At 73.9% G+C, this 17,150-nt stretch carries 18 protein-coding genes; 11 read left to right on the top strand and 7 right to left on the bottom strand.

Going from position 1 to position 17,150, the window contains the following annotated elements; genetic code table 11:
• Window positions 1-134 precede the first annotated feature (134 nt).
• Window positions 135-2,024: an AMP-dependent synthetase/ligase gene (locus tag IG63_RS0109105; protein WP_030484061.1), complete on the bottom strand. Its 1,890-nt coding sequence runs from the start codon at window positions 2,022-2,024 to the stop codon at window positions 135-137.
• Between the two features lie 131 nt (window positions 2,025-2,155).
• On the opposite strand from IG63_RS0109105, the gene IG63_RS0109110 reads away from it, so the two are divergent.
• The 5 genes from IG63_RS0109110 to IG63_RS0109130 are packed head-to-tail and all read left to right on the top strand — an operon-like array spanning window position 2,156 to window position 6,135.
• Window positions 2,156-2,593 (top strand): SRPBCC family protein, encoded by a 438-nt coding sequence (locus IG63_RS0109110; protein ID WP_030484062.1) that lies wholly within the window; start codon window positions 2,156-2,158, stop codon window positions 2,591-2,593.
• Window positions 2,590-3,789 carry an ArsA family ATPase gene (locus IG63_RS0109115; protein WP_245604371.1) on the top strand — a complete coding sequence of 400 codons (1,200 nt, stop codon included), beginning with the start codon at window positions 2,590-2,592 and terminating at the stop codon, window positions 3,787-3,789. The genes IG63_RS0109110 and IG63_RS0109115 overlap by 4 nt, the downstream gene beginning before the upstream one ends.
• On the top strand, window positions 3,786-4,238 hold the full coding sequence (locus IG63_RS21470; protein WP_051706469.1) for a hypothetical protein: 453 nt from the start codon (window positions 3,786-3,788) through the stop codon (window positions 4,236-4,238). Before IG63_RS0109115 ends, IG63_RS21470 begins: the two co-directional genes overlap by 4 nt.
• Window positions 4,235-5,188, top strand: a complete 954-nt coding sequence (locus IG63_RS0109125; RefSeq protein WP_030484065.1) for an ROK family glucokinase — start codon at window positions 4,235-4,237, stop codon at window positions 5,186-5,188. Before IG63_RS21470 ends, IG63_RS0109125 begins: the two co-directional genes overlap by 4 nt.
• Complete coding sequence (locus IG63_RS0109130; protein ID WP_030484066.1) at window positions 5,185-6,135, top strand: ROK family protein; 951 nt, start codon at window positions 5,185-5,187, stop codon at window positions 6,133-6,135. The genes IG63_RS0109125 and IG63_RS0109130 overlap by 4 nt, the downstream gene beginning before the upstream one ends.
• 7 nt (window positions 6,136-6,142) lie before the next feature.
• Here the strand turns inward: IG63_RS0109130 and IG63_RS21475 are convergent, their stop codons facing one another.
• Window positions 6,143-6,652 carry a hypothetical protein gene (locus IG63_RS21475; protein WP_051706471.1) on the bottom strand — a complete coding sequence of 170 codons (510 nt, stop codon included), beginning with the start codon at window positions 6,650-6,652 and terminating at the stop codon, window positions 6,143-6,145.
• Window positions 6,653-6,811: 159 nt separating this feature from the next.
• On the opposite strand from IG63_RS21475, the gene IG63_RS0109140 reads away from it, so the two are divergent.
• The 5 genes from IG63_RS0109140 to IG63_RS0109160 all read left to right on the top strand — a co-directional run bounded on the left by IG63_RS0109140 (window position 6,812) and on the right by IG63_RS0109160 (window position 10,337).
• Window positions 6,812-7,537 (top strand): lysophospholipid acyltransferase family protein, encoded by a 726-nt coding sequence (locus tag IG63_RS0109140; protein WP_030484068.1) that lies wholly within the window; start codon window positions 6,812-6,814, stop codon window positions 7,535-7,537.
• Window positions 7,538-7,540: 3 nt separating this feature from the next.
• A complete protein-coding gene (gene macS / locus IG63_RS0109145) occupies window positions 7,541-8,686 on the top strand; it encodes a MacS family sensor histidine kinase (protein WP_245604372.1) in 1,146 nt (381 codons plus the stop codon).
• On the top strand, window positions 8,686-9,210 hold the full coding sequence (locus IG63_RS0109150) for a flavin reductase family protein (protein ID WP_030484070.1): 525 nt from the start codon (window positions 8,686-8,688) through the stop codon (window positions 9,208-9,210). The genes macS and IG63_RS0109150 overlap by 1 nt, the downstream gene beginning before the upstream one ends.
• Window positions 9,211-9,219: 9 nt before the next feature.
• The gene (locus IG63_RS0109155; protein WP_030484071.1) at window positions 9,220-9,897 is read left to right on the top strand and encodes a response regulator; all 678 of its coding nucleotides are present in this window, start codon (window positions 9,220-9,222) and stop codon (window positions 9,895-9,897) included.
• 119 nt (window positions 9,898-10,016) lie between these two features.
• Window positions 10,017-10,337: a helix-turn-helix domain-containing protein gene (locus tag IG63_RS0109160; protein WP_051706473.1), complete on the top strand. Its 321-nt coding sequence runs from the start codon at window positions 10,017-10,019 to the stop codon at window positions 10,335-10,337.
• A gap of 28 nt (window positions 10,338-10,365) precedes the next feature.
• Here IG63_RS0109160 and IG63_RS0109165 read toward each other — a convergent pair whose 3' ends face one another.
• Entirely contained in the window at window positions 10,366-11,802 is a 1,437-nt protein-coding gene (locus tag IG63_RS0109165) for a WS/DGAT/MGAT family O-acyltransferase (protein WP_030484073.1), read from the bottom strand.
• A 155-nt stretch (window positions 11,803-11,957) separates the two neighbouring features.
• On the opposite strand from IG63_RS0109165, the gene IG63_RS0109170 reads away from it, so the two are divergent.
• Window positions 11,958-13,103, top strand: a complete 1,146-nt coding sequence (locus IG63_RS0109170; protein WP_245604373.1) for an FUSC family protein — start codon at window positions 11,958-11,960, stop codon at window positions 13,101-13,103.
• Here the strand turns inward: IG63_RS0109170 and IG63_RS0109175 are convergent, their stop codons facing one another.
• Genes IG63_RS0109175 through IG63_RS0109190 form a run of 4 tightly spaced genes read right to left on the bottom strand, consistent with a single transcriptional unit; the run spans window position 13,104 to window position 17,138 of the window.
• On the bottom strand, window positions 13,104-14,237 hold the full coding sequence (locus IG63_RS0109175; RefSeq protein ID WP_030484075.1) for a glutamate--cysteine ligase: 1,134 nt from the start codon (window positions 14,235-14,237) through the stop codon (window positions 13,104-13,106).
• 4 nt (window positions 14,238-14,241) lie between these two features.
• Window positions 14,242-14,775, bottom strand: coding sequence for a DUF402 domain-containing protein (locus IG63_RS0109180; RefSeq protein ID WP_030484076.1), 534 nt, complete (start codon window positions 14,773-14,775; stop codon window positions 14,242-14,244).
• 9 nt (window positions 14,776-14,784) lie between these two features.
• Window positions 14,785-15,630, bottom strand: coding sequence for an SDR family NAD(P)-dependent oxidoreductase (locus IG63_RS0109185; RefSeq protein WP_030484077.1), 846 nt, complete (start codon window positions 15,628-15,630; stop codon window positions 14,785-14,787).
• Window positions 15,627-17,138 (bottom strand): flavin-containing monooxygenase, encoded by a 1,512-nt coding sequence (locus IG63_RS0109190; protein WP_030484078.1) that lies wholly within the window; start codon window positions 17,136-17,138, stop codon window positions 15,627-15,629. Before IG63_RS0109190 ends, IG63_RS0109185 begins: the two co-directional genes overlap by 4 nt.
• Between the last annotated feature and the right edge of the window lie 12 nt (window positions 17,139-17,150).

Below are 17,150 nucleotides of genomic sequence, written 5' to 3' on the forward strand. Positions count from 1 at the left end.
GGGATGTGCCGCGTCGTGAGGTGACGCGTTCGGGGACAGCGTGACGCCGCTGAGTCCGATTTGTCCGCGAAATGACACTCTCGGGGGATTCCAGGTAGACCAGTGGGTGGACCACCTGCGGACAGGAGGCCGGATCAGCTCCCGTAGAGGGCGTCGACGTCGTCGCGGTGCTCGCGCAGGACCACCTGGCGGCGCAGCTTCAGGCTCGGGGTGAGCTGGCCACCCTCCTCGGTCCACGACGACGGGAGCACCTCGAAGGCGCGCACCCACTCGGCCCGCGAGACCGCGCCGTTCGCGTCGTCGACGCCGGCCTGGATCTCCGCGCGGAGGTCGGGGTCGCGGCAGAGCTCCGCGAGACGGTGGGGCTTGCCGTGCCGCTCGGCCCACCCGGGCAGCGTCTCGGGGTCGAGGGTGACCAGGGCGGCGACGAAGGGCCGGCCGTCGCCGACCACGAGCGCCTGGTCGACCAGCGGGTGCGCCCGCAGCCGGTCCTCCAGTACGGCCGGGGCGACGTTCTTGCCGCCGGCCGTCACCAGGATCTCCTTCTTGCGGCCGGTGATCCGCACGAAGCCCTCGTCGTCGATCTCGCCGACGTCGCCGGTGTGCAGCCAGCCGTGCGCGTCGAGCACCGCGGCGGTCGCCTCGTCGTCGCCCCAGTAGCCGCGGAAGACCTGCGGGCCGCGGGCGAGCAGCTCGCCGTCGTCGGCCACCCGGACGGCGGTGCCGGGGAGGGGCCGCCCGACCGTGCCGAGCTTGAGCGCGTCGGGGTCGTTGACCGTGACCGCGGCGGTGGTCTCGGTGAGCCCGTAGCCCTCCAGCACGGTGAGGCCGATGCCCCGGTAGAAGTGGCCGAGGCGGTCGCCGAGCGGAGCCCCGCCCGAGACGGCGTAGCGGCACCGTCCGCCCAGGGTGCGGCGCAGGCGTGCGTAGACCAGCCGGTCGTAGAGCTGGTGGCGCAGCCGCAGACGCAGCGGCACGCGTCCGGCGTCCTGGGCCCGCGACCACGCGATGGCCGTGTCGGCGGCGCGGTCGAAGGTCACGCCGCGCCCGTCGGCCAAGGCCTGCTGGGAGGCGGTGTTGAAGATCTTCTCGAAGATCCTCGGCACCGCGAGCACGAAGCTCGGGCGGAACTCCTCGAGGTCGGTGACCAGGCGGCGTACGTCGGCGGAGTGGCCCAGCCGGACCCGCGCCCGCATGGCGCCGACCTGGATGATGCGCGCGAAGACGTGGGCCATCGGGAGGAAGAGCAGGGTGGCCGGGGCGGTGTCGAGCTCCGGGCCGCCGGACTGCTGGTCGGCGGGCCCGTGGCCGGCCTGGTCGTCGCCCTCGTCGTCGGTCTCGTCGTCGGGCGTGCCGCCGGGGGTGAAGAGGTCGGAGAGGGTCGCCAGCGCGACGGTCAGCTCGAAGCCGAGGTTGCCGTGCGTGATCATGCAGCCCTTGGGCCGCCCGGTCGTGCCCGAGGTGTAGAGCAGCGTGGCGAGGTCGTCGGGGCCGGTGCCGGTGCGGCGGTGCTCCAGCGCCTCGTCGTCGACGTCCGCCCCGAGGCGACGCAGCAGCCCGACCGCGTCGCGCTCGATGGTCCAGACGTGGTGCAGCTCGGTGAGGTCGCCGCGCACCTCCCGCACGCGCGAGGCGTGCGTGTCGGACTCGACCACGATCGCACGGGCGCCGGAGTCGGCGAGCACCCACGCGACCTGGTCGGCGGCCGCGCTGTCGTAGACCGGCACGGTCACGGCGCCGGCGAACCAGATGGCGTAGTCGAGCAGCGTCCACTCGTAGCGGGTGCGGGCCATCAGGGCCACCCGGTCGCCGCGCTCGATCCCGACCGCCAGCAGACCCTTGGCGACGTCGCGCACCTCCGCCAGGAAGGTGGCCGCGGTGAGGTGCTCCCAGGGCTCGTGCGGGCCGCTACGACGTGAGATCACGACCGAGTCGGGGTGGTCGGTGCCGTTGCGCACCACGTCGTCGGTGAGGTTGCCCTCGCGGGGCACCTCGACGTCCAGGGCGGTGGCGTACTCGCGCACTCGCACACCTCCCACCGACGGCCCGCCTGCCGGCCCTCGCCGGCGGCAGGCCGCACGTTACTCGTGGCCGTGCGCTCGGCTAGTCTCAGGCGTCCGTCACCACTCACCGCGGAGTCACACGGCAGGGGCACATGGCTGAGCAGACCACCAGCAGCATCGTCGTCGACGCACCCGCCCCAGCGGTGATGGCCGTGATCGCCGACTTCGAGGCCTACCCCGAGTGGGCCCAGGGCATGAAGCGCGCCGAGGTCGTGGCCACGGGCGCAGACGGGCGCGCCGAGCAGGTGCACTTCGAGCTCGAGGCCGCCCCGATCAAGGACGCCTACACGCTGGCCTACGAGTGGGACGGCGACCGCCAGGTCACCTGGCAGCTGGTCGAGGGGCGCATGCTCAAGGCGATGACGGGCGCCTACGTGCTGCGCGAGCAGGGGGGCAGCACCGAGGTGACCTACCGGCTCGCGGTCGACCTCTCCATCCCGATGATCGGCATGCTGCGCCGCAAGGCCGAGAAGGTCATCATCGACACCGCGCTCAAGGGTCTGAAGAAGCGCGTCGAGTCGCGTCCGTGAGCGAGGCGCCCGCCGAGGTGCGGGTGGTGCTCTTCACCGGCAAGGGCGGGGTCGGCAAGACCACGTCGGCCGCGGGCACCGCGGCGCTGGCGGCCCGTGACGGCCGGCGCACCCTCGTGGTCTCGACCGACGCGGCGCACTCCCTGGCCGACGCCTTCGGGGTGGCGGCCGGTCCGGAGCCCACCGAGGTGGCGCCGCGGCTGTGGATGCACCAGGTCGACGCGCAGCGCAGCTTCGAGCGGTCCTGGGGCGAGATCCAGGGCTACCTGATGTCGGTGCTCGACGCCGCGGGGGTCGACCCGATCACCGCCGAGGAGCTGACCGTCATCCCGGGCGCCGAGGAGGTGCTGGCGCTGCTCGAGCTGCGGCGCCACGTGCTCAGCGGGTCGTGGGACGTCGTCGTGGTCGACTGCGCGCCCACCGCCGAGACGCTGCGGCTGCTCGCGCTCCCCGAGGCGCTGAACTGGTACATGGACCGGATGTTCGGGGTGCAGCGCCGGGTGGTGCGGGCGCTGCGGCCGGTGCTCAGCCGGACCGCCGGCGTGCCGATGCCCGAGGACGCCGTCTTCGAGGCCGTCGAGCGGCTCCACGCCGACCTCGACGACGTACGCCGCCTGCTCACCGCCCCGGGGGCGTCGGTGCGGCTGGTGCTGACCCCCGAGAAGGTCGTGGTCGCCGAGGCCCGGCGCAGCCTGACCACGCTCTCGCTCTACGGCTACCGCGTCGACGGCGTGCTCGCCAACCGGGTCTTCCCCGACAGCGGCGACGACCCCTGGCGCGCCGGCTGGGTGGCGGCGCAGTCGGAGGTGCTGACCGAGGTCACCCAGTCCTTCGCGGGGCTGCCGGTCTGGCGCTCGGGCTTCACGGCCTCCGAGCCGGTCGGCGTCGACGACCTGGTGGGCTTCGCCGAGGCGGCGTACGACGGCGGCGACCCGCTCGCCGTGCCCGAGGGCGACGGGCCGATGACCATCACGAGGACGGAGTCGGGCGCCGAGCTGCGCATCGCGCTGCCCTTCGCCCGACGCAGCGACGTCGACCTGGCACGCCACGGCGACGAGCTGGTCGTCACCGTGGGCTCCTACCGTCGGCTGCTCGCCCTGCCCGCGGCGCTGCGCCGCCACCGGGTGAGCGGTGCCCGCGTCGTCGACGGGGCGCTGCGGGTACGGTTCCGCTTCGAGCAGGAGGAGCAGTCGTGAGCGACCCAGGTGGACCCCGAGACGAGCCCCGGGAGGGGCACGGCGACCCGCAGGGACCCGGGGAGGCGGTCGGCTCCGTGGGGGAGGAGGCCGCCAAGCTCTTCGGCGCCCTCTCCGACTGGGCTCGCGACCAGGGCGCCGAGCAGGTCGGGGACCGGGCGGGCGCCGCGGCGGCAGGTGCCCGCGACGCCCTCGCCGAGGGGCTCCACGGTCTGGGCGAGCACGTGGCGACCGGTGGCCAGGACTGCCGCTACTGCCCGGTCTGCCAGGTGATCCACGCGGTGCGGCAGACCAGCCCCGAGGTCCGCGAGCACCTCGCCAGCGCCGCCACCTCGCTGGTGCAGGCGGCCGCCGGACTGCTCGCCCCGCCGCCGCGCGAGCGAGGCCCGGTCGAGCGCATCGACCTCGACGACGAGGCCGGCTGGGACGACCGGGAGCCGGAGCGATGAGCCTGACCATCGGCGTCGACATCGGCGGCACCAAGATCGCCGCCGGCGTCGTGACGGAGTCGGGCGAGGTGCTCCACCAGCGGCGCACCCGCTCACCGGCCACCGACCCCTCCCAGATCGTGCGCACCATCGCCGGACTGGTGGCGGACCTGGTGGCCCAGCTGCCCGCGGGCACCGAGGTCGAGGCGGTCGGTGCCTCGGCCGCCGGCTTCGTCGACAAGAGTCGCGCGATGCTCGTCTTCGCGCCCAACCTGGCCTGGCGCGACGAGCCGCTCAAGGACCACCTCGAGCGGGCGGTGGGGCTCCCCGTGGTGGTGGAGAACGACGCCAACGCCGCCGCGTGGGGCGAGTTCCGCTTCGGGGCCGCCGAGGACGTCGACAGCCTGCTGATGCTGACCATCGGCACCGGCGTCGGTGGCGGCATCGTGCTCGACGGCGAGCTGGTGCGCGGCGGCTTCGGCATGGGCGCCGAGGTGGGCCACATCCCGATGGTGCCGGGCGGCGTCCGCTGCGGCTGCGGCAACCTCGGCTGCCTGGAGTCCTACGCCTCCGGGTCCGCCCTGGTCCGGATGACGCGGGAGGCGGCGGTGGCCCGGCCCGACGCGGCGGCGCTGCTGCTGGAGCGCGCGGGCGGCGAGGCCGAGAAGATCGGCGGGCAGATGATCACCGAGGCGGCGCAGCAGGGCGACCCCTTCGCCGTCGAGCGCCTGGCCGAGCTGGGGTCGTGGATCGGACGCGGCATCGCCTCGCTGACCGCCGTGCTCGACCCCGAGGTCGTGGTGGTCGGCGGCGGCGTCGCCGAGGCGGGCGACCTGCTGCTCGACCCGGTGCGGGCGAGCTTCGCCGAGCACGTCACGGCACGCGGCTACCGCCCGATGCTCGAGGTGCGCGGCGCCCTGCTGCCCGACGCGGGCCTCGTCGGCGTCGCCGACCTCGCCCACCGGCGGTGAGGGACTCGACCACCGCGTCGGGCCCGCCGTCGATCGGCGTCGACATCGGCGGCACCAAGGTCCTCGCCGCCGTCGTCGACGAGGCCGGTCGGGTCGTCGACACCGAGACCACCGCGACGCCCGGCGTGGGACCCGGGATCGAGCGGGCCTCGGTCTCCGAGGTCGAGGACGCGCTGGTGCGCGTGGTGGAGGCGCTCACCCGCGTGCACGGACGCTGCAGCGTGGGCGTCGCCGCCGCGGGGTTCGTCGACGCCCGTGGTGAGCGGGTCCGCTTCGCCCCCCACCTGCCCTGGCGCGACGAGCCGCTCTCGGAGCGGCTCACCGGCCGGCTCGGCAGCAGCGTGGTGGGCGACGTCTACGTCGACAACGACGCCAACTGCGCCCTGGCCGCCGAGGCGCGCTTCGGGGCGGCCGGCGACGCCGAGCACGTCGTCATGATCACGTTGGGCACCGGGATCGGCGGCGCGCTGCTGCTCGGCGGAGCATTGCACCGCGGGCGCAACGGCATGGCCGGCGAGTTCGGCCACATGACGGTGGTGCCGGGTGGCCGGGCGTGCGAGTGCGGCGGCCACGGCTGCTGGGAGCAGTACTGCTCCGGCCGCGCGCTGACCCGCAGCGCGCAGGCCCACGGGTCGACCCTCTCCGGTCCGGCGCTGACCGAGGCCGCCCAGGCGGGCGACCCGGCGGCCGTGGCGGCGTACGCCGAGGTCGGGCGGTGGCTCGGGGTCGGCACGGCCAACGTCGTCGCCGCCCTCGACCCCGACCTCGTGGTGGTGGGGGGCGGTGTCTCCGCCGCCGGGGAGCTGCTGCTCGCCCCGGCGCGCGAGGAGCTCGCCGGCACGCTGGTCGGGGCCGGTCACCGCGAGCTGCCGGCGGTGGTCGGCGCCCGGCTCGGGCCGCTCGCGGGCGTGGTCGGGGCCGCCGAGCTGGCCCGCGAGGTCTTCTGAGACCGCGCTAGACGACGGCGCCGTCGTCGGGGCCGTCGCGCTCGGTGCGCATCGAGGCGACCAGGTAGCAGAAGCCGCCGACGAACCAGAGCATCAGCAGGACGCCGATCCACGACGCCACCTCGAGCCGCGCCAGCAGCGCGACGAGCACGAAGGTGGGCACCCCGAAGACGCCGAGCCAGGCGACGAGGCGCTGCGGGGTCGGCCACGGCACGGGCGGCGTCGGCTCGGGCACGAAGTGCTCCTCGGGCACCCGGGCCAGGTCCGGCTCCGCCGGCTCGTCGGCGTCGCGCAGCTCCGCGCCGCGACCCGCCGGGTGGTCGGCACGCGACGGCGAGGCGGGCGGCTCGGCAGCCGGCGCCGACGCGGCGTCGTCCCACTCGGGGCGGTCGCCGTAGGCCGCCACGATGGCCTCCCAGGCCGCCTCCTCGCGGGCGCGGCCGTCGTCGGCTCCGTCGCCCGGCTCCGCCGCCTCGCGGGGGTCGTCGGGCTCGTCGTCTCGGTGCGGGACGGACAAGACAGCTCCTGGGTCGGGGCTCGATCGGCAAGCCCTGCTCATCGTGTCACGGCGCACCGAACCGGCGCACCCGGACGAGTGCCGCCGGCGGTCGTCGCGATCGTTCGGCGCGCGGCCCGTCATGGCCTACGCTGCGACCGACAGCTTGGGAGGTTGCCGGTGTTCTACTGGTTCTTGAAGTGGATCGCGCTGGGGCCGATCCTCCGGGTGGTGTTCCGGCCGCACGTCGAGGGCGGGGAGCACGTGCCCGCGACAGGTCCGGCGATCCTGGCCAGCAACCACCTCTCCTACGCCGACTGGCTCTTCATGCCGCTGACGATCTCGCGGCGGGTCACCTTCGTGGCCAAGGCGGAGTACTTCAACACCCCGGGGCTCAAGGGCTGGCTGCAGAAGAAGTTTTTCTCCGGCGCCGGGCAGGTGCCGATCGACCGGGCCAGCGGCTCGGCCGCCGAGGGGGCGCTCAGCACCGCCAAGCGGATCCTCGGCGACGGCGACCTCTTCGGCATCTACCCCGAGGGCACCCGCTCGCACGACGGCCGGCTCTACCGCGGCAAGACCGGCGTCGCCCGGCTGGCGCTGGAGACCAAGGTCCCGGTCATCCCGGTCGCCGTCGTCGGCACCGACGTCGTCGCCCCGCCCGGCAAGAAGTTCGGCAGCTTCACCCGCCCCTACGTGCGCTATGGCCGCCCCCTCGACTTCTCCCGCTACGAGGGCATGGAGAACGACCGCTACATCCTGCGCTCGATCACCGACGAGATCATGTACGAGATCATGCGACTCTCCGGGCAGGAGTACGTCGACCGCTACGCGGCCGTCGCCAAGGAGGAGGCCAAGCGCGCCGAGAAGGCCGAGCGGGGCCACGAGCGCTCCGAGAAGGTCGCCTGACCCGTGTCGGGCGAGCCGGCGGTCCGCCGGTCGTTGACCCACGTCCCGGTGCAGGACCTGCTGCTGCGCGCCATGGCGGTGCTGCGCGTGATCGTGCTCGCCAACAGCCTGGTCCTCTACGCGATGCGCTTCGAGGACTACCCCCGCCCGCTCCTGGGGTGGGCGGTGATGGCGCTCCTGGTCGGGTGGACGCTCGTCTCGGTCTGGGCGTACGCCGCCCCGGAGCGCCGCAGGGCTCCGCTGCTGGTCGGTGACCTCGGCGTCGCCGTGCTCACGATCGCGCTCACGCCTCTGGTCAAGGGCGCCGGGCCGAGCGCGACCCTGCCCGGCTTCTACGTGATGTGCGCGGTGCTCTCGTGGGCCGTGGTCTGGCGCTGGCAGGGGGGCCTGTTCGCGGCGGTCGCCGTCAGCATCACCGACGTGAGCATCCGGCTGGAATTCACCCAGCAGAACTACGGCAACATCTTCCTGCTGGTGATCGGGGGCGCGGTCATCGGCTTCCTCTCGGCGCTGCTGCAGGACACCGCGGCCCAGCGCGACGCCGCCGAGCGGGCCGCGGCGGCCGCGGCGGAGCGGCAGCGCCTCTCCCGGGTGGTGCACGACGGCGTGCTGCAGGTGCTGGCGCTGGTGCAGCGCCGCGGTCCCGAGCTCGGGCCCGACGGCATGGAGCTCGGCCGGCTGGCGGGTGAGCAGGAGTCGCGGCTGCGTGGGCTGGTGCAGCAGGGTTCCCGCGAGCTCGTCGCGCCGCTGGGGGAGCGCGACCTCGTGGAGCTCCTCGGCGAGCTGGAGAGCCCGCACGTGCACGTGGCCACGCCCGCCACCCCCGCGGTGCTGCCGGCGGAGACGGCCAGCGAGCTGCTGGCGGCGGTGGAGGCGTGCCTGTCCAACGTGCGCCACCACGTCGGCCGCGACGCCGACGCCTGGGTGCTGCTCGAGGAGCTGCCGGACCGCTGGGTGGTCTCGGTGCGCGACGACGGCCCCGGCATCCCCGCGGGCCGGCTCGACGACTCGGCGTCCGAGGGGCGCCTGGGAGTGCAGCAGTCCATCGTCGGCAGGCTGGTCGACCTCGGCGGCTCGGCGCAGGTGCGCTCCGCCCCGGGGCAGGGCACGGAGTGGGAGCTCTCGGTGCCGCGGCACACTTCTCCGTGATGACCATCCACGCGACCGACCCCTTCGCCCAGGGCGATCCCGACCCCGTACGCCGTCTGCGCGGCCGGCTCGGCGGTGCCGTCACCCTCTGGACCGCCGGCGACCTCGACGGCGCCCACGCCGGGTTGACCATCTCCTCGGTGATGGTGGCCCGGGGGGAGCCCGGCCTCGTGCTCGCCCTGGTCGACCCGGAGAGCGAGCTGCGCCAGGTGGTGGAGGAGACCGGCCGGGCGGTGGTGCACCTGCTGCAGTGGCGCCACCGGGACCTCGCCGAGGTCTTCGCGGGACTGATGCCCGCCCCGGGCGGGGCCTTCCGGACGGCGCGGTGGACCCAGGGTGACCACGGTCCGGTGCTCGACCCGGCCCCCACCCGGGCCGGCGTCGAGCTCGAGGAGGTCCGCAGCGTCGGCTGGTCGGACCTGGTCACGGCGCGGCTCGTCGAGGTCGCGATCGAGCCGGACGAGGACCCGCTGGAGCACCGCCGCGGTCGCTACCACCGGGCGCCGGGGGCCGCCAGGCACTAGGTTGGGCGCGTGTCCGAGGGGGAGCAGCTCAGGGTGATGGTGGTCGACGACCACCCGATGTGGCGCGAGGGGGTCGCCCGCGACCTCCAGGAGGCCGGCCACCGGGTCGTGGCCACCGCGGCCGACGGCAAGGAGGCGCTCAGCCGCTTCCCGGCGGCACGACCCCAGGTGCTCGTGCTCGACCTGCAGATCCCCGAGCCCGACGGCGTCGCCGTCACCGGCGAGGTGGTGCGCCAGGACCCGAGCGTCCGTGTGCTGGTGCTCTCGGCGAGCGGCGAGCAGAGCGACGTGCTCGAGGCGGTCAAGGCCGGGGCGACGGGCTACCTGGTCAAGTCGGCCTCCCGGGCCGAGCTGCTCGACGCCGTGCGCCGCGTGGCCGACGGCGACACCGTCTTCACCCCGGGGCTCGCCGGCCTGGTGCTGGGGGAGTACCGACGTCTCTCCGACGTGCCCGCCGCGCCGGAGGCCGACACCGAGACGCCCCGTCTGACCGACCGGGAGACCGAGGTGCTGCGACTGGTCGCGAAGGGGCTCTCCTACAAGCAGATCGCCGAGCGCCTGGTGATCTCGCACCGCACGGTGCAGAACCACGTGCAGAACACCCTGCGCAAGCTGCAGCTGCACAACCGCGTGCAGCTGGTCCGCTACGCGCTCGAGCAGGGCCTCGACGACGACCAGCCCGGCTGAGCACCCCGGAGCCGCTGCGGCTGCGGACCTCGTGCGTGTCGACGGACTCGGGGTACCTGCCACGGGAAGAACCGGGTGGCCGGTAGCGTTGGCCACAGGTCCGCCGGAAGGAGCACGCGATGGGGAGCACCACCTCGGGAGCACTGCTGTTCAGGGCTGCCCTGGGTGAGGTCCTGCGTGCCGAGCGGATGCGCCGCGGCCTGACGCTGCGGCAGCTCTCCGCGGAGGCCCGGGTCAGCCTGGGCTACATCTCCGAGATCGAGCGCGGCCAGAAGGAGGCCTCCTCCGAGCTGCTCGCCGCGCTGTGCGAGGCGCTCGACTGCCCGCTCTCGGAGGTGCTGCGCGAGGTGAGCGAGCGCGTCGAGCTCGCCGAGATCACCAGCCGCGTGCAGGAGGCCGTCGACCTCGCCGGCGGCCCCGGCGTGGTCGCCGCAGCCTGATCGCCGCGGCCCGACCCGTCCGCCGCGGTCAGGAGGCCCCGGTCGCCTTCTCGAGGTCGCCGAGCGCGTCGTCGAGGTGGCCCAGCAGCCGCTGCAGCGAGGGGACGCTGCGCCGGCACCCGGTGAGCCCGAAGCACATGTCGTCGACATAGCTGTTGCAGGTGATGTTGAGCGCCATGCCGTTGATCGGGATCGACAGCGGGTAGGTGCCGACCATCTTGGCGCCGTTGAGGTACTGCGTGGACCGCGGACCCGGCACGTTGCTGATGATCAGGTTGAAGGGCGGGCGCACCATGCCGTGCAGCCGCAGCATCGGCGTCACGATCGCGGGCGCCATGCCGAGCGCGCTCATCGCCGTGATCTGCAGCGGCGTCATCGAGCTGAGGGCCTGCTTGCCGCTGCGCATCGACTCGTGCACGGCCGCGAGGCGGTCGGCCGGGTCGTCGAGCTCGGTGCCCAGCCGCACCATCACCGCTCCGAGGGCGTTGCCGCCCTCGCTGCCGGCCGCGTGGGCCTGGCTGGCCTTGAGACCGACCGGCACCATCGCGACCAGGCTCGACTCCGGGAGTGCCTGCTGCTCGACCAGGTAGTGGCGGATCGCGCCGGAGCACATCGCCAGCACCACGTCGTTGAGGGTGGTGCCGCTGGCCTTGCCGATCGCGCGGAGCCGCTCCAGGGGCCAGCCCTGCGCGGCGAAGCGGCGCGAGCCCGTGATGGTGGTGTTGAACATCGTGCGCGGCGCGTAGAGCGAGAGCGCGGAGGTCTCGTTGCGCAGCCCGCGCGAGAGGGTCTTCACCAGCGCCCCCGGCAGCCCGGCGGCGTCGGCGCTGATGCTCAGCGCCGTCCCCATGGCGGAGCCCAGCGTGGAGCGCAGCACCTCCAGCGGCACCCCGCCGACGCTGCCTCCGCCGTCGGCGTCGTCCTGCGCCCGGCGTGAGCGGCTGCGGGGCCGGTCGGCCCACATGGGCAGCACGTCGCGACGGTCGGGGTCGGTGGTCATGACGCTCTGCATCAGCCGCATCGCCGAGACGCCGTCGACCAAGGCGTGGTGGAGCTTGGTGTACATCGCGACGCGGCCGTCGGCGAGACCCTCGATCAGGGTGGCCTCCCACAGCGGCCGCTCCCGGGCCAGCCGCGTGCTGTGGAGCCGGGAGCAGAGCTCGAGCAGCTCGCGCACGCGCCCCGGCTCCGGGAGCCCGCTGTGCCGGAAGTGGTACTCCAGGTCGAAGTCGTCGTCGGGGGTCCACACCCACTGCCCGGCGGTGGTGAGGCCGCGGTAGGGGTGCTTGAGGAAGAGCGGCGCGACGTCGGTGGGCTGGCTCATGGACTCGTACATCTGGCGCACGTAGTCGGACGGCGCTCCCTCGGGTCGCTCGAAGAGCTGCAGCCCGCCCACGTGCATGGGCATCTGACGGTTCTCGGCGTAGAGGAACGCCGCCGAGGTGGGGTCGATGGGGACCGGCACGGGTGGGTGCCTCTCTGCGTGGGGAAGACCTGAGGGGAGCAGACCGATCCTGTCGTGTCGTGGCGCCCGTCACAACCGATGTCGGCAATGTCCCTCGGGGTCGGACGACGTCGCGACGGGTATAGGTTCGCCGCAGTCGAGCTGTGGGAGGTCTCGTGGCCAGGGCCGGGCAGAGCGGGGGCGAGCGGCTGCAGCTGCCGCACCACCTCGGCACCGCCTGGGACCGGGGGCTGCACCGGGGGCGCACCAGCATGCGGCAGCGCCGGCAGCGGCTGCGGCAGAAGTCCTTCCAGGTCGCGCAGTGCGCGGTGGCGGCCGGCGTCGCGTGGTTCATCGCCGACGACCTGCTCGACCACCCGCTGCCCTTCTTCGCCCCCATCGCCGCCGTGGTGAGCCTCGGCACCAGCTACGGGCAGCGGATGCGACGTGTCGTCGAGGTCGCGGTGGGGGTCGCCCTGGGGGTCTTCCTCGGCGACCTCGTGACCTACCAGCTGGGGCAGGGGGCCCTGCAGCTGGTGCTCATCGTCGGGGTGGCGATGTCGGTGGCGCTGCTGCTCGACGCGGGCACGCTGCTGGTGACGCAGGCGGCGGTGCAGGCGATCATCGTGGCCACGCTCGCTCCCGAGCCCGGCGACGCCTTCCTGCGCTGGACCGACGCCCTGATCGGTGGCGGGGTGGCGCTCGTGGCGGCCGCGGTGGTGCCGCGGGCGCCGCTGCGCCGTCCGCGCGAGCAGGCCGGCGAGGTCGTCGCGAAGGTCTCGACCCTGCTGCGCGCGGCCGCCGACAGCATCACCGACGGCGACGTCGAGCGCGCGCTGGTGGTGCTCGCCGACGCCAGGAGCACCGACGGCCTCGTGCGCGAGCTGCGGGCGGCGGCCGACGAGGGTCTCTCGGTGGTGCGCTCCTCGCCCTTCCGGCGGCGCCACGCGGGGCGGGTCCGGGCGATGGCCGAGCTCGTGGAGCCGCTCGACTTCGCGCTGCGCAACACCCGGGTGCTGGTGCGGCGCGTCGCCGTCGCCGCCCACCACCGGCGGCTGCCGCCTCCGGAGTACGCCGCCCTGTGCCGCGAGCTGGCCGACTGCAGCGACGCCGTGGCCGAGGAGCTGGCCAACGACCGGCTGCCGCGCTCGGTGCGCAGTGCGCTGGTCGCCTTCGGGCGGCGTACGACCGAGGTCGAGCGGGTGCACGACCTCTCCTCGGAGGTGGTGCTCGCGCAGCTGCGCTCCATCACCGCCGACCTGCTGGCGGTCTGCGGCATGGACCCGCTGGTGGCGACCGACGTGATCGCGCCGCTGGACTGACTAGAGCTCGCGCACGACGCTGTCGACGACGGCGACGAGGTCGTGGCCCGCCCGCTCGGCCGCGGTGCGCTGCCGCTGGTAGGACGCCCCGCGCTGCGGGATCTCGCGCACGAGCGCCAGGTCGTCGGCGCAGCCAAGTCGCTTCGCGACCGGCGCCAGGTCGTCGAGCAGGTCCTCCAGGTCCTCGAGGAGGAGCCGCTCCCGCGAGCGGTCGTCGAGGATGATCCACGCGTCGAGGCCGTATCGGGCGGCCCGCCACTTGTTCTCCTGCACGTGCCAGGGCGGCAGCGTGGGCAGCGACTCCCCGGCCTCGAGCCGGTCGACCAGGTGCACCACCAGGCAGTGGGTGAGCGCGACGACGGCCCGCATCTCGCGGACCGAGGTGATGCCGTCGCAGACCCGCACCTCGACGGTGCCCAGGCGCGGCGCGGGCCGGACGTCCCAGCGGATCTCGTCGATCTCCTCGATCACGCCGGTGGTGAGCAGGTCGCCGGCGTAGGCCTCGAAGCCGGCCCAGTCGTCGAAGTGGAAGGGCAGGCCGGCGGTGGGCAGCTGCTGGAACATCATGGCGCGGTTGCTGGCGTAGCCGGTGTCGGTGCCCGCCCACACCGGCGACGACGCGGAGAGCGCGAGCAGGTGGGGGTACCACTTCAGCAGCGAGGTCACCACCGGCATCACGTGCTCGCGCTTGATGCCCACGTGCACGTGGACGCCCCAGATCATCATCTGCCGCCCCCACCACTGGGTGCGCTCGATCAGCTCCTCGTAGCGGTGCCCCGGGGTGAGCAGCTGGCTCGACCACGTCGCGAAGGGGTGGGTGCCGGCGGCGTACAGGTCGACGCCGAGGTCGGCGGCGACCGGCCGGACCAAGGCGAGCAGGTCGGTGAGCTCGCCCACGGCCTCGTCGACGGTGCGGCAGACGCCGGTGGTCAGCTCGACGGTGTTGCGCAGCAGCTCCTTGTGCAGCCGCGGCTGTGGGCCGTGCTGGGAGGTGACCCGGGCGAAGAGCTCGGAGGCGGCGTTGACCAGGTCGCGCGTGACCCGGTCGACCAGGGCGAACTCCCACTCCACCCCGAGGGTGGGCTCGGGGGAGTCGTGGAAGTCGATGCTCGGGACCCGCGGCTCGGACGGCACGCCGTCATCGTTCCATGCCACGCAGCCGGGAGAGCCAGGCGAGGTGGCTCCCGTCGAAGGGGGCCCGGTGCCCCTGGACCCGGTCCATCAGCCACTGCGCGCTCTCGACCGCTCCCTCGACGAGCTCGTCGGGGTAGCCGAGGCTGATGCGGTGGGCGGCGAACTCGTCCTCGTCGTCCACCCAGACCCGTCCGGTCGTGCCCTCGATGACGTCGAGGTCGAGGTCGACCGCGCGCACCACGTCGTCCCGCCACGTCGCGGGGGTGGCCACGTCGACGTAGGTGGCGAAGGGCCGCCCCGCGTCGAGCACCGGGTCGTCGCCGTAGAAGGTGGCGAGCCACCACGCGTCGTCCGGCACCAGGGTGACGTGGTCGGCCACGGCCTGGAAGGCGCGCGTCGGGCTCGCCAGCAGCGTGCCCCGGGTGATGCCGAGCCAGGTGCCGTGGACGTCGTGCCCGAGCCGCAGGGCGTCGAACTCCCAGTGCGGGGAGTCGGGCCACTTGCGGCACTCGACGCGGACGGCGCTCGGGCGGCTCACCCGTGCAGCCTACGAGGGCCGCTTGGCAGGCATCCGGCGTGCGGTGACCCTGGCGACGACGTCCTGATAGCGGGCGCCGGTGAGCCGGCCGAAGTGGTGCAGCACGTGCGCGTCGAGGCCGACCAGCTGGCGCGGCCTGCGGCGCAGCGCGCCCTCGAGGATGATCCGCGCGGCCTTGTCGGCGGGCATCGTGGCGAGCTGGGTGTCGAAGAGCTCGTCGATGGCGCTCGCGTCGAGCCCGGCGTTCTTGCGGCCGTTGCGCGAGATGCCGGTCTTGATGCCGCCGGGGTGCACGCAGGTCACCGAGACCGGGTGCCGGTTGACGAGCATCTCCTCGCGCAGCGCCTCGGTGAAGCCGCGCACGGCGTACTTCGTGGTGTTGTACGCCGACTGCCCGGGGACGCTGATCAGGCCGAAGAGGCTGGAGATGTTGACCAGGTAGCCCTCGCCGGAGGCGATCAGGTGGGGCAGGAACTCCTTGGTCCCGTGCACCACGCCCATGAGGTTGATGCCCAGGATCCAGTCGAAGTCGTCGTAGGTCATGTCCTCGAAGTCGCCGGTCACGGTGACGCCGGCGTTGTTGACCACGACGTCGACCCGGCCGAAGTGCGCGGCCACGGCGGCGGCGTACGCCGTCATCGCGGCGCGGTCGGCGACGTCGACGACCTCGCTGTGCACCTCCGCGCCCGCGTGCTTGACCAGGTCGACGGTCTCGGCGAGCGCGTCGGCGGCGACGTCGGAGACGGCCACCCGGGCGCCGTGCCGTGCGGCCAGCACCGCCATCTCGCGCCCCATGCCCCCGGCCGCGCCGGTGACGACGACGACCTTGCCCTGCAGCCTGTCCAGCCGGCTCATGCGGCCTCCTCCTGTGTGGTGCGGCGCGGCGTCTCGTCGTACGCCGCCGGGTCGAACTCCTTGAGCGCCCGCCGGAAGGCGAGCGTCGAGCGTGGCCACAGCGTGGTGTTGCGACCCTGCTCGTCGAGGTACCAGCTCGCGCAGCCTCCGGTGGTCCACACCGTGCGGCGCATCCGGCGGTGCAGCCGGCGGTTGAAGCGGTCCTGGGCCTCCTGGCGCGGCTCCACGGCCGCGACGTCGGTGGTGCGCAGGTGGCGCAGCGCCGAGAGGATGTAGGCCAGCTGGCTCTCGAACATGTAGATCATCGAGTTGTGCCCCAGCCCGGTGTTGGGGCCGAAGACCATGAAGAGGTTGGGGAAGCCGGCGATGGTGGTGCCCTTGTACGCCGCCAGCCCGCCGTCGCGCCAGGTGTCGGCCAGGGTGCTGCCGTCGCGGCCCTTGATCAGGTCGGCCACGGGCGGGTGCACGACGTCGAAGCCCGTCGCGACCACGAGCACGTCGATCTCGCGGTGCTCGCCGGAGCGGGTGACGATGCCGGTGGGGGTGACCCGCTCGATGCCGTCGGTGACGAGGTCGACGTGCGGGCGGGTGAGCGCGGGGTAGTAGTCGTTGGAGCGCAGCACCCGCTTGCAGCCGATCCGGTAGTCCGGCGTGAGCAGCTCCGCGAGGTCGGTGTCGCCGACCGAGCGCCGGATGAAGCGCCGGCAGAACTCCTCGGCCGGCCGGGCCGTGCCCGGCGCGACGGTGAAGATCGGCGCGACCGACTCCTGGCTGAGGTAGACCCCGAGCCGGGCCAGCCGCTGCAGGCCGGGCACGTGGCGGAAGGCCAGCTGGTGCAGCCGGTGGTAGGCGTGGTCCCCGCGGGGGATGATCCAAGGGGGCGTGCGCTGGTAGACGTCGAGGTGGCTCGCGACCTCGGCCAGCTCGGGCACCACCTGGATCGCCGAGGCGCCGGTGCCGATGACGGCGACGCGGCGGCCGGCGTACTGCTGGTCGTGGTCCCAGCGCGCGGTGTGGACGACGGGGCCGGCGAAGTCCTCGAGGCCCTCGATGTCGGGCATCCGCGGCTCGGTGATGCCGCCCGCGGCGGAGACGACCACGTCGGCGGTGAGGCTGCCCCGCGAGGTGACCACGCGCCAGGCCTGGTCGGCGTCCTCCCAGGTGATGCTCTCGACCTCGGTGCCGAAGCGGAAGCGGTTGAGCACGCCGGAGCGCTCGGCCAGGTCCTCCAGGTAGCGCAGGATCTCCGGCTGGGGGGAGTAGGAGCGGCTCCACGACGGGTTGGGCGCGAAGCTGAAGGAGTAGAGCTGGCTCGGCACGTCGCACGCGGCGCCGGGGTAGGTGTTGACGCGCCAGGTGCCGCCCACCGTCTCGCCGCGCTCGACCACGAGGTAGTCGGGCTCGCCCTCCTCGTCCAGCCGGATCGCCGCCCCGAGGCCGGAGAAGCCGGCCCCGACGACGACGGTGTGCACGTGCGCGGGCAGGGCAGGAGCGGTCACTGCGGTCATGTGCCCATCGTG

The organism is Nocardioides aequoreus (genome assembly GCF_000720335.1).
Classification (GTDB): Bacteria; Actinomycetota; Actinomycetes; order Propionibacteriales; family Nocardioidaceae; genus Marmoricola; species Marmoricola aequoreus.

Coding starts and splice junctions, on each gene's coding strand:
- IG63_RS0109190 (WP_030484078.1), bottom strand. CDS start 17,138: ATGACCGCAGTGACCGCTCCTGCCCTGCCCGCGCACGTGCACACCGTC.
- IG63_RS0109150 (WP_030484070.1), top strand. CDS start 8,686: ATGACCATCCACGCGACCGACCCCTTCGCCCAGGGCGATCCCGACCCC.
- IG63_RS0109125 (WP_030484065.1), top strand. CDS start 4,235: ATGAGCCTGACCATCGGCGTCGACATCGGCGGCACCAAGATCGCCGCC.
- IG63_RS0109110 (WP_030484062.1), top strand. CDS start 2,156: ATGGCTGAGCAGACCACCAGCAGCATCGTCGTCGACGCACCCGCCCCA.
- IG63_RS0109185 (WP_030484077.1), bottom strand. CDS start 15,630: ATGAGCCGGCTGGACAGGCTGCAGGGCAAGGTCGTCGTCGTCACCGGC.
- IG63_RS0109160 (WP_051706473.1), top strand. CDS start 10,017: ATGGGGAGCACCACCTCGGGAGCACTGCTGTTCAGGGCTGCCCTGGGT.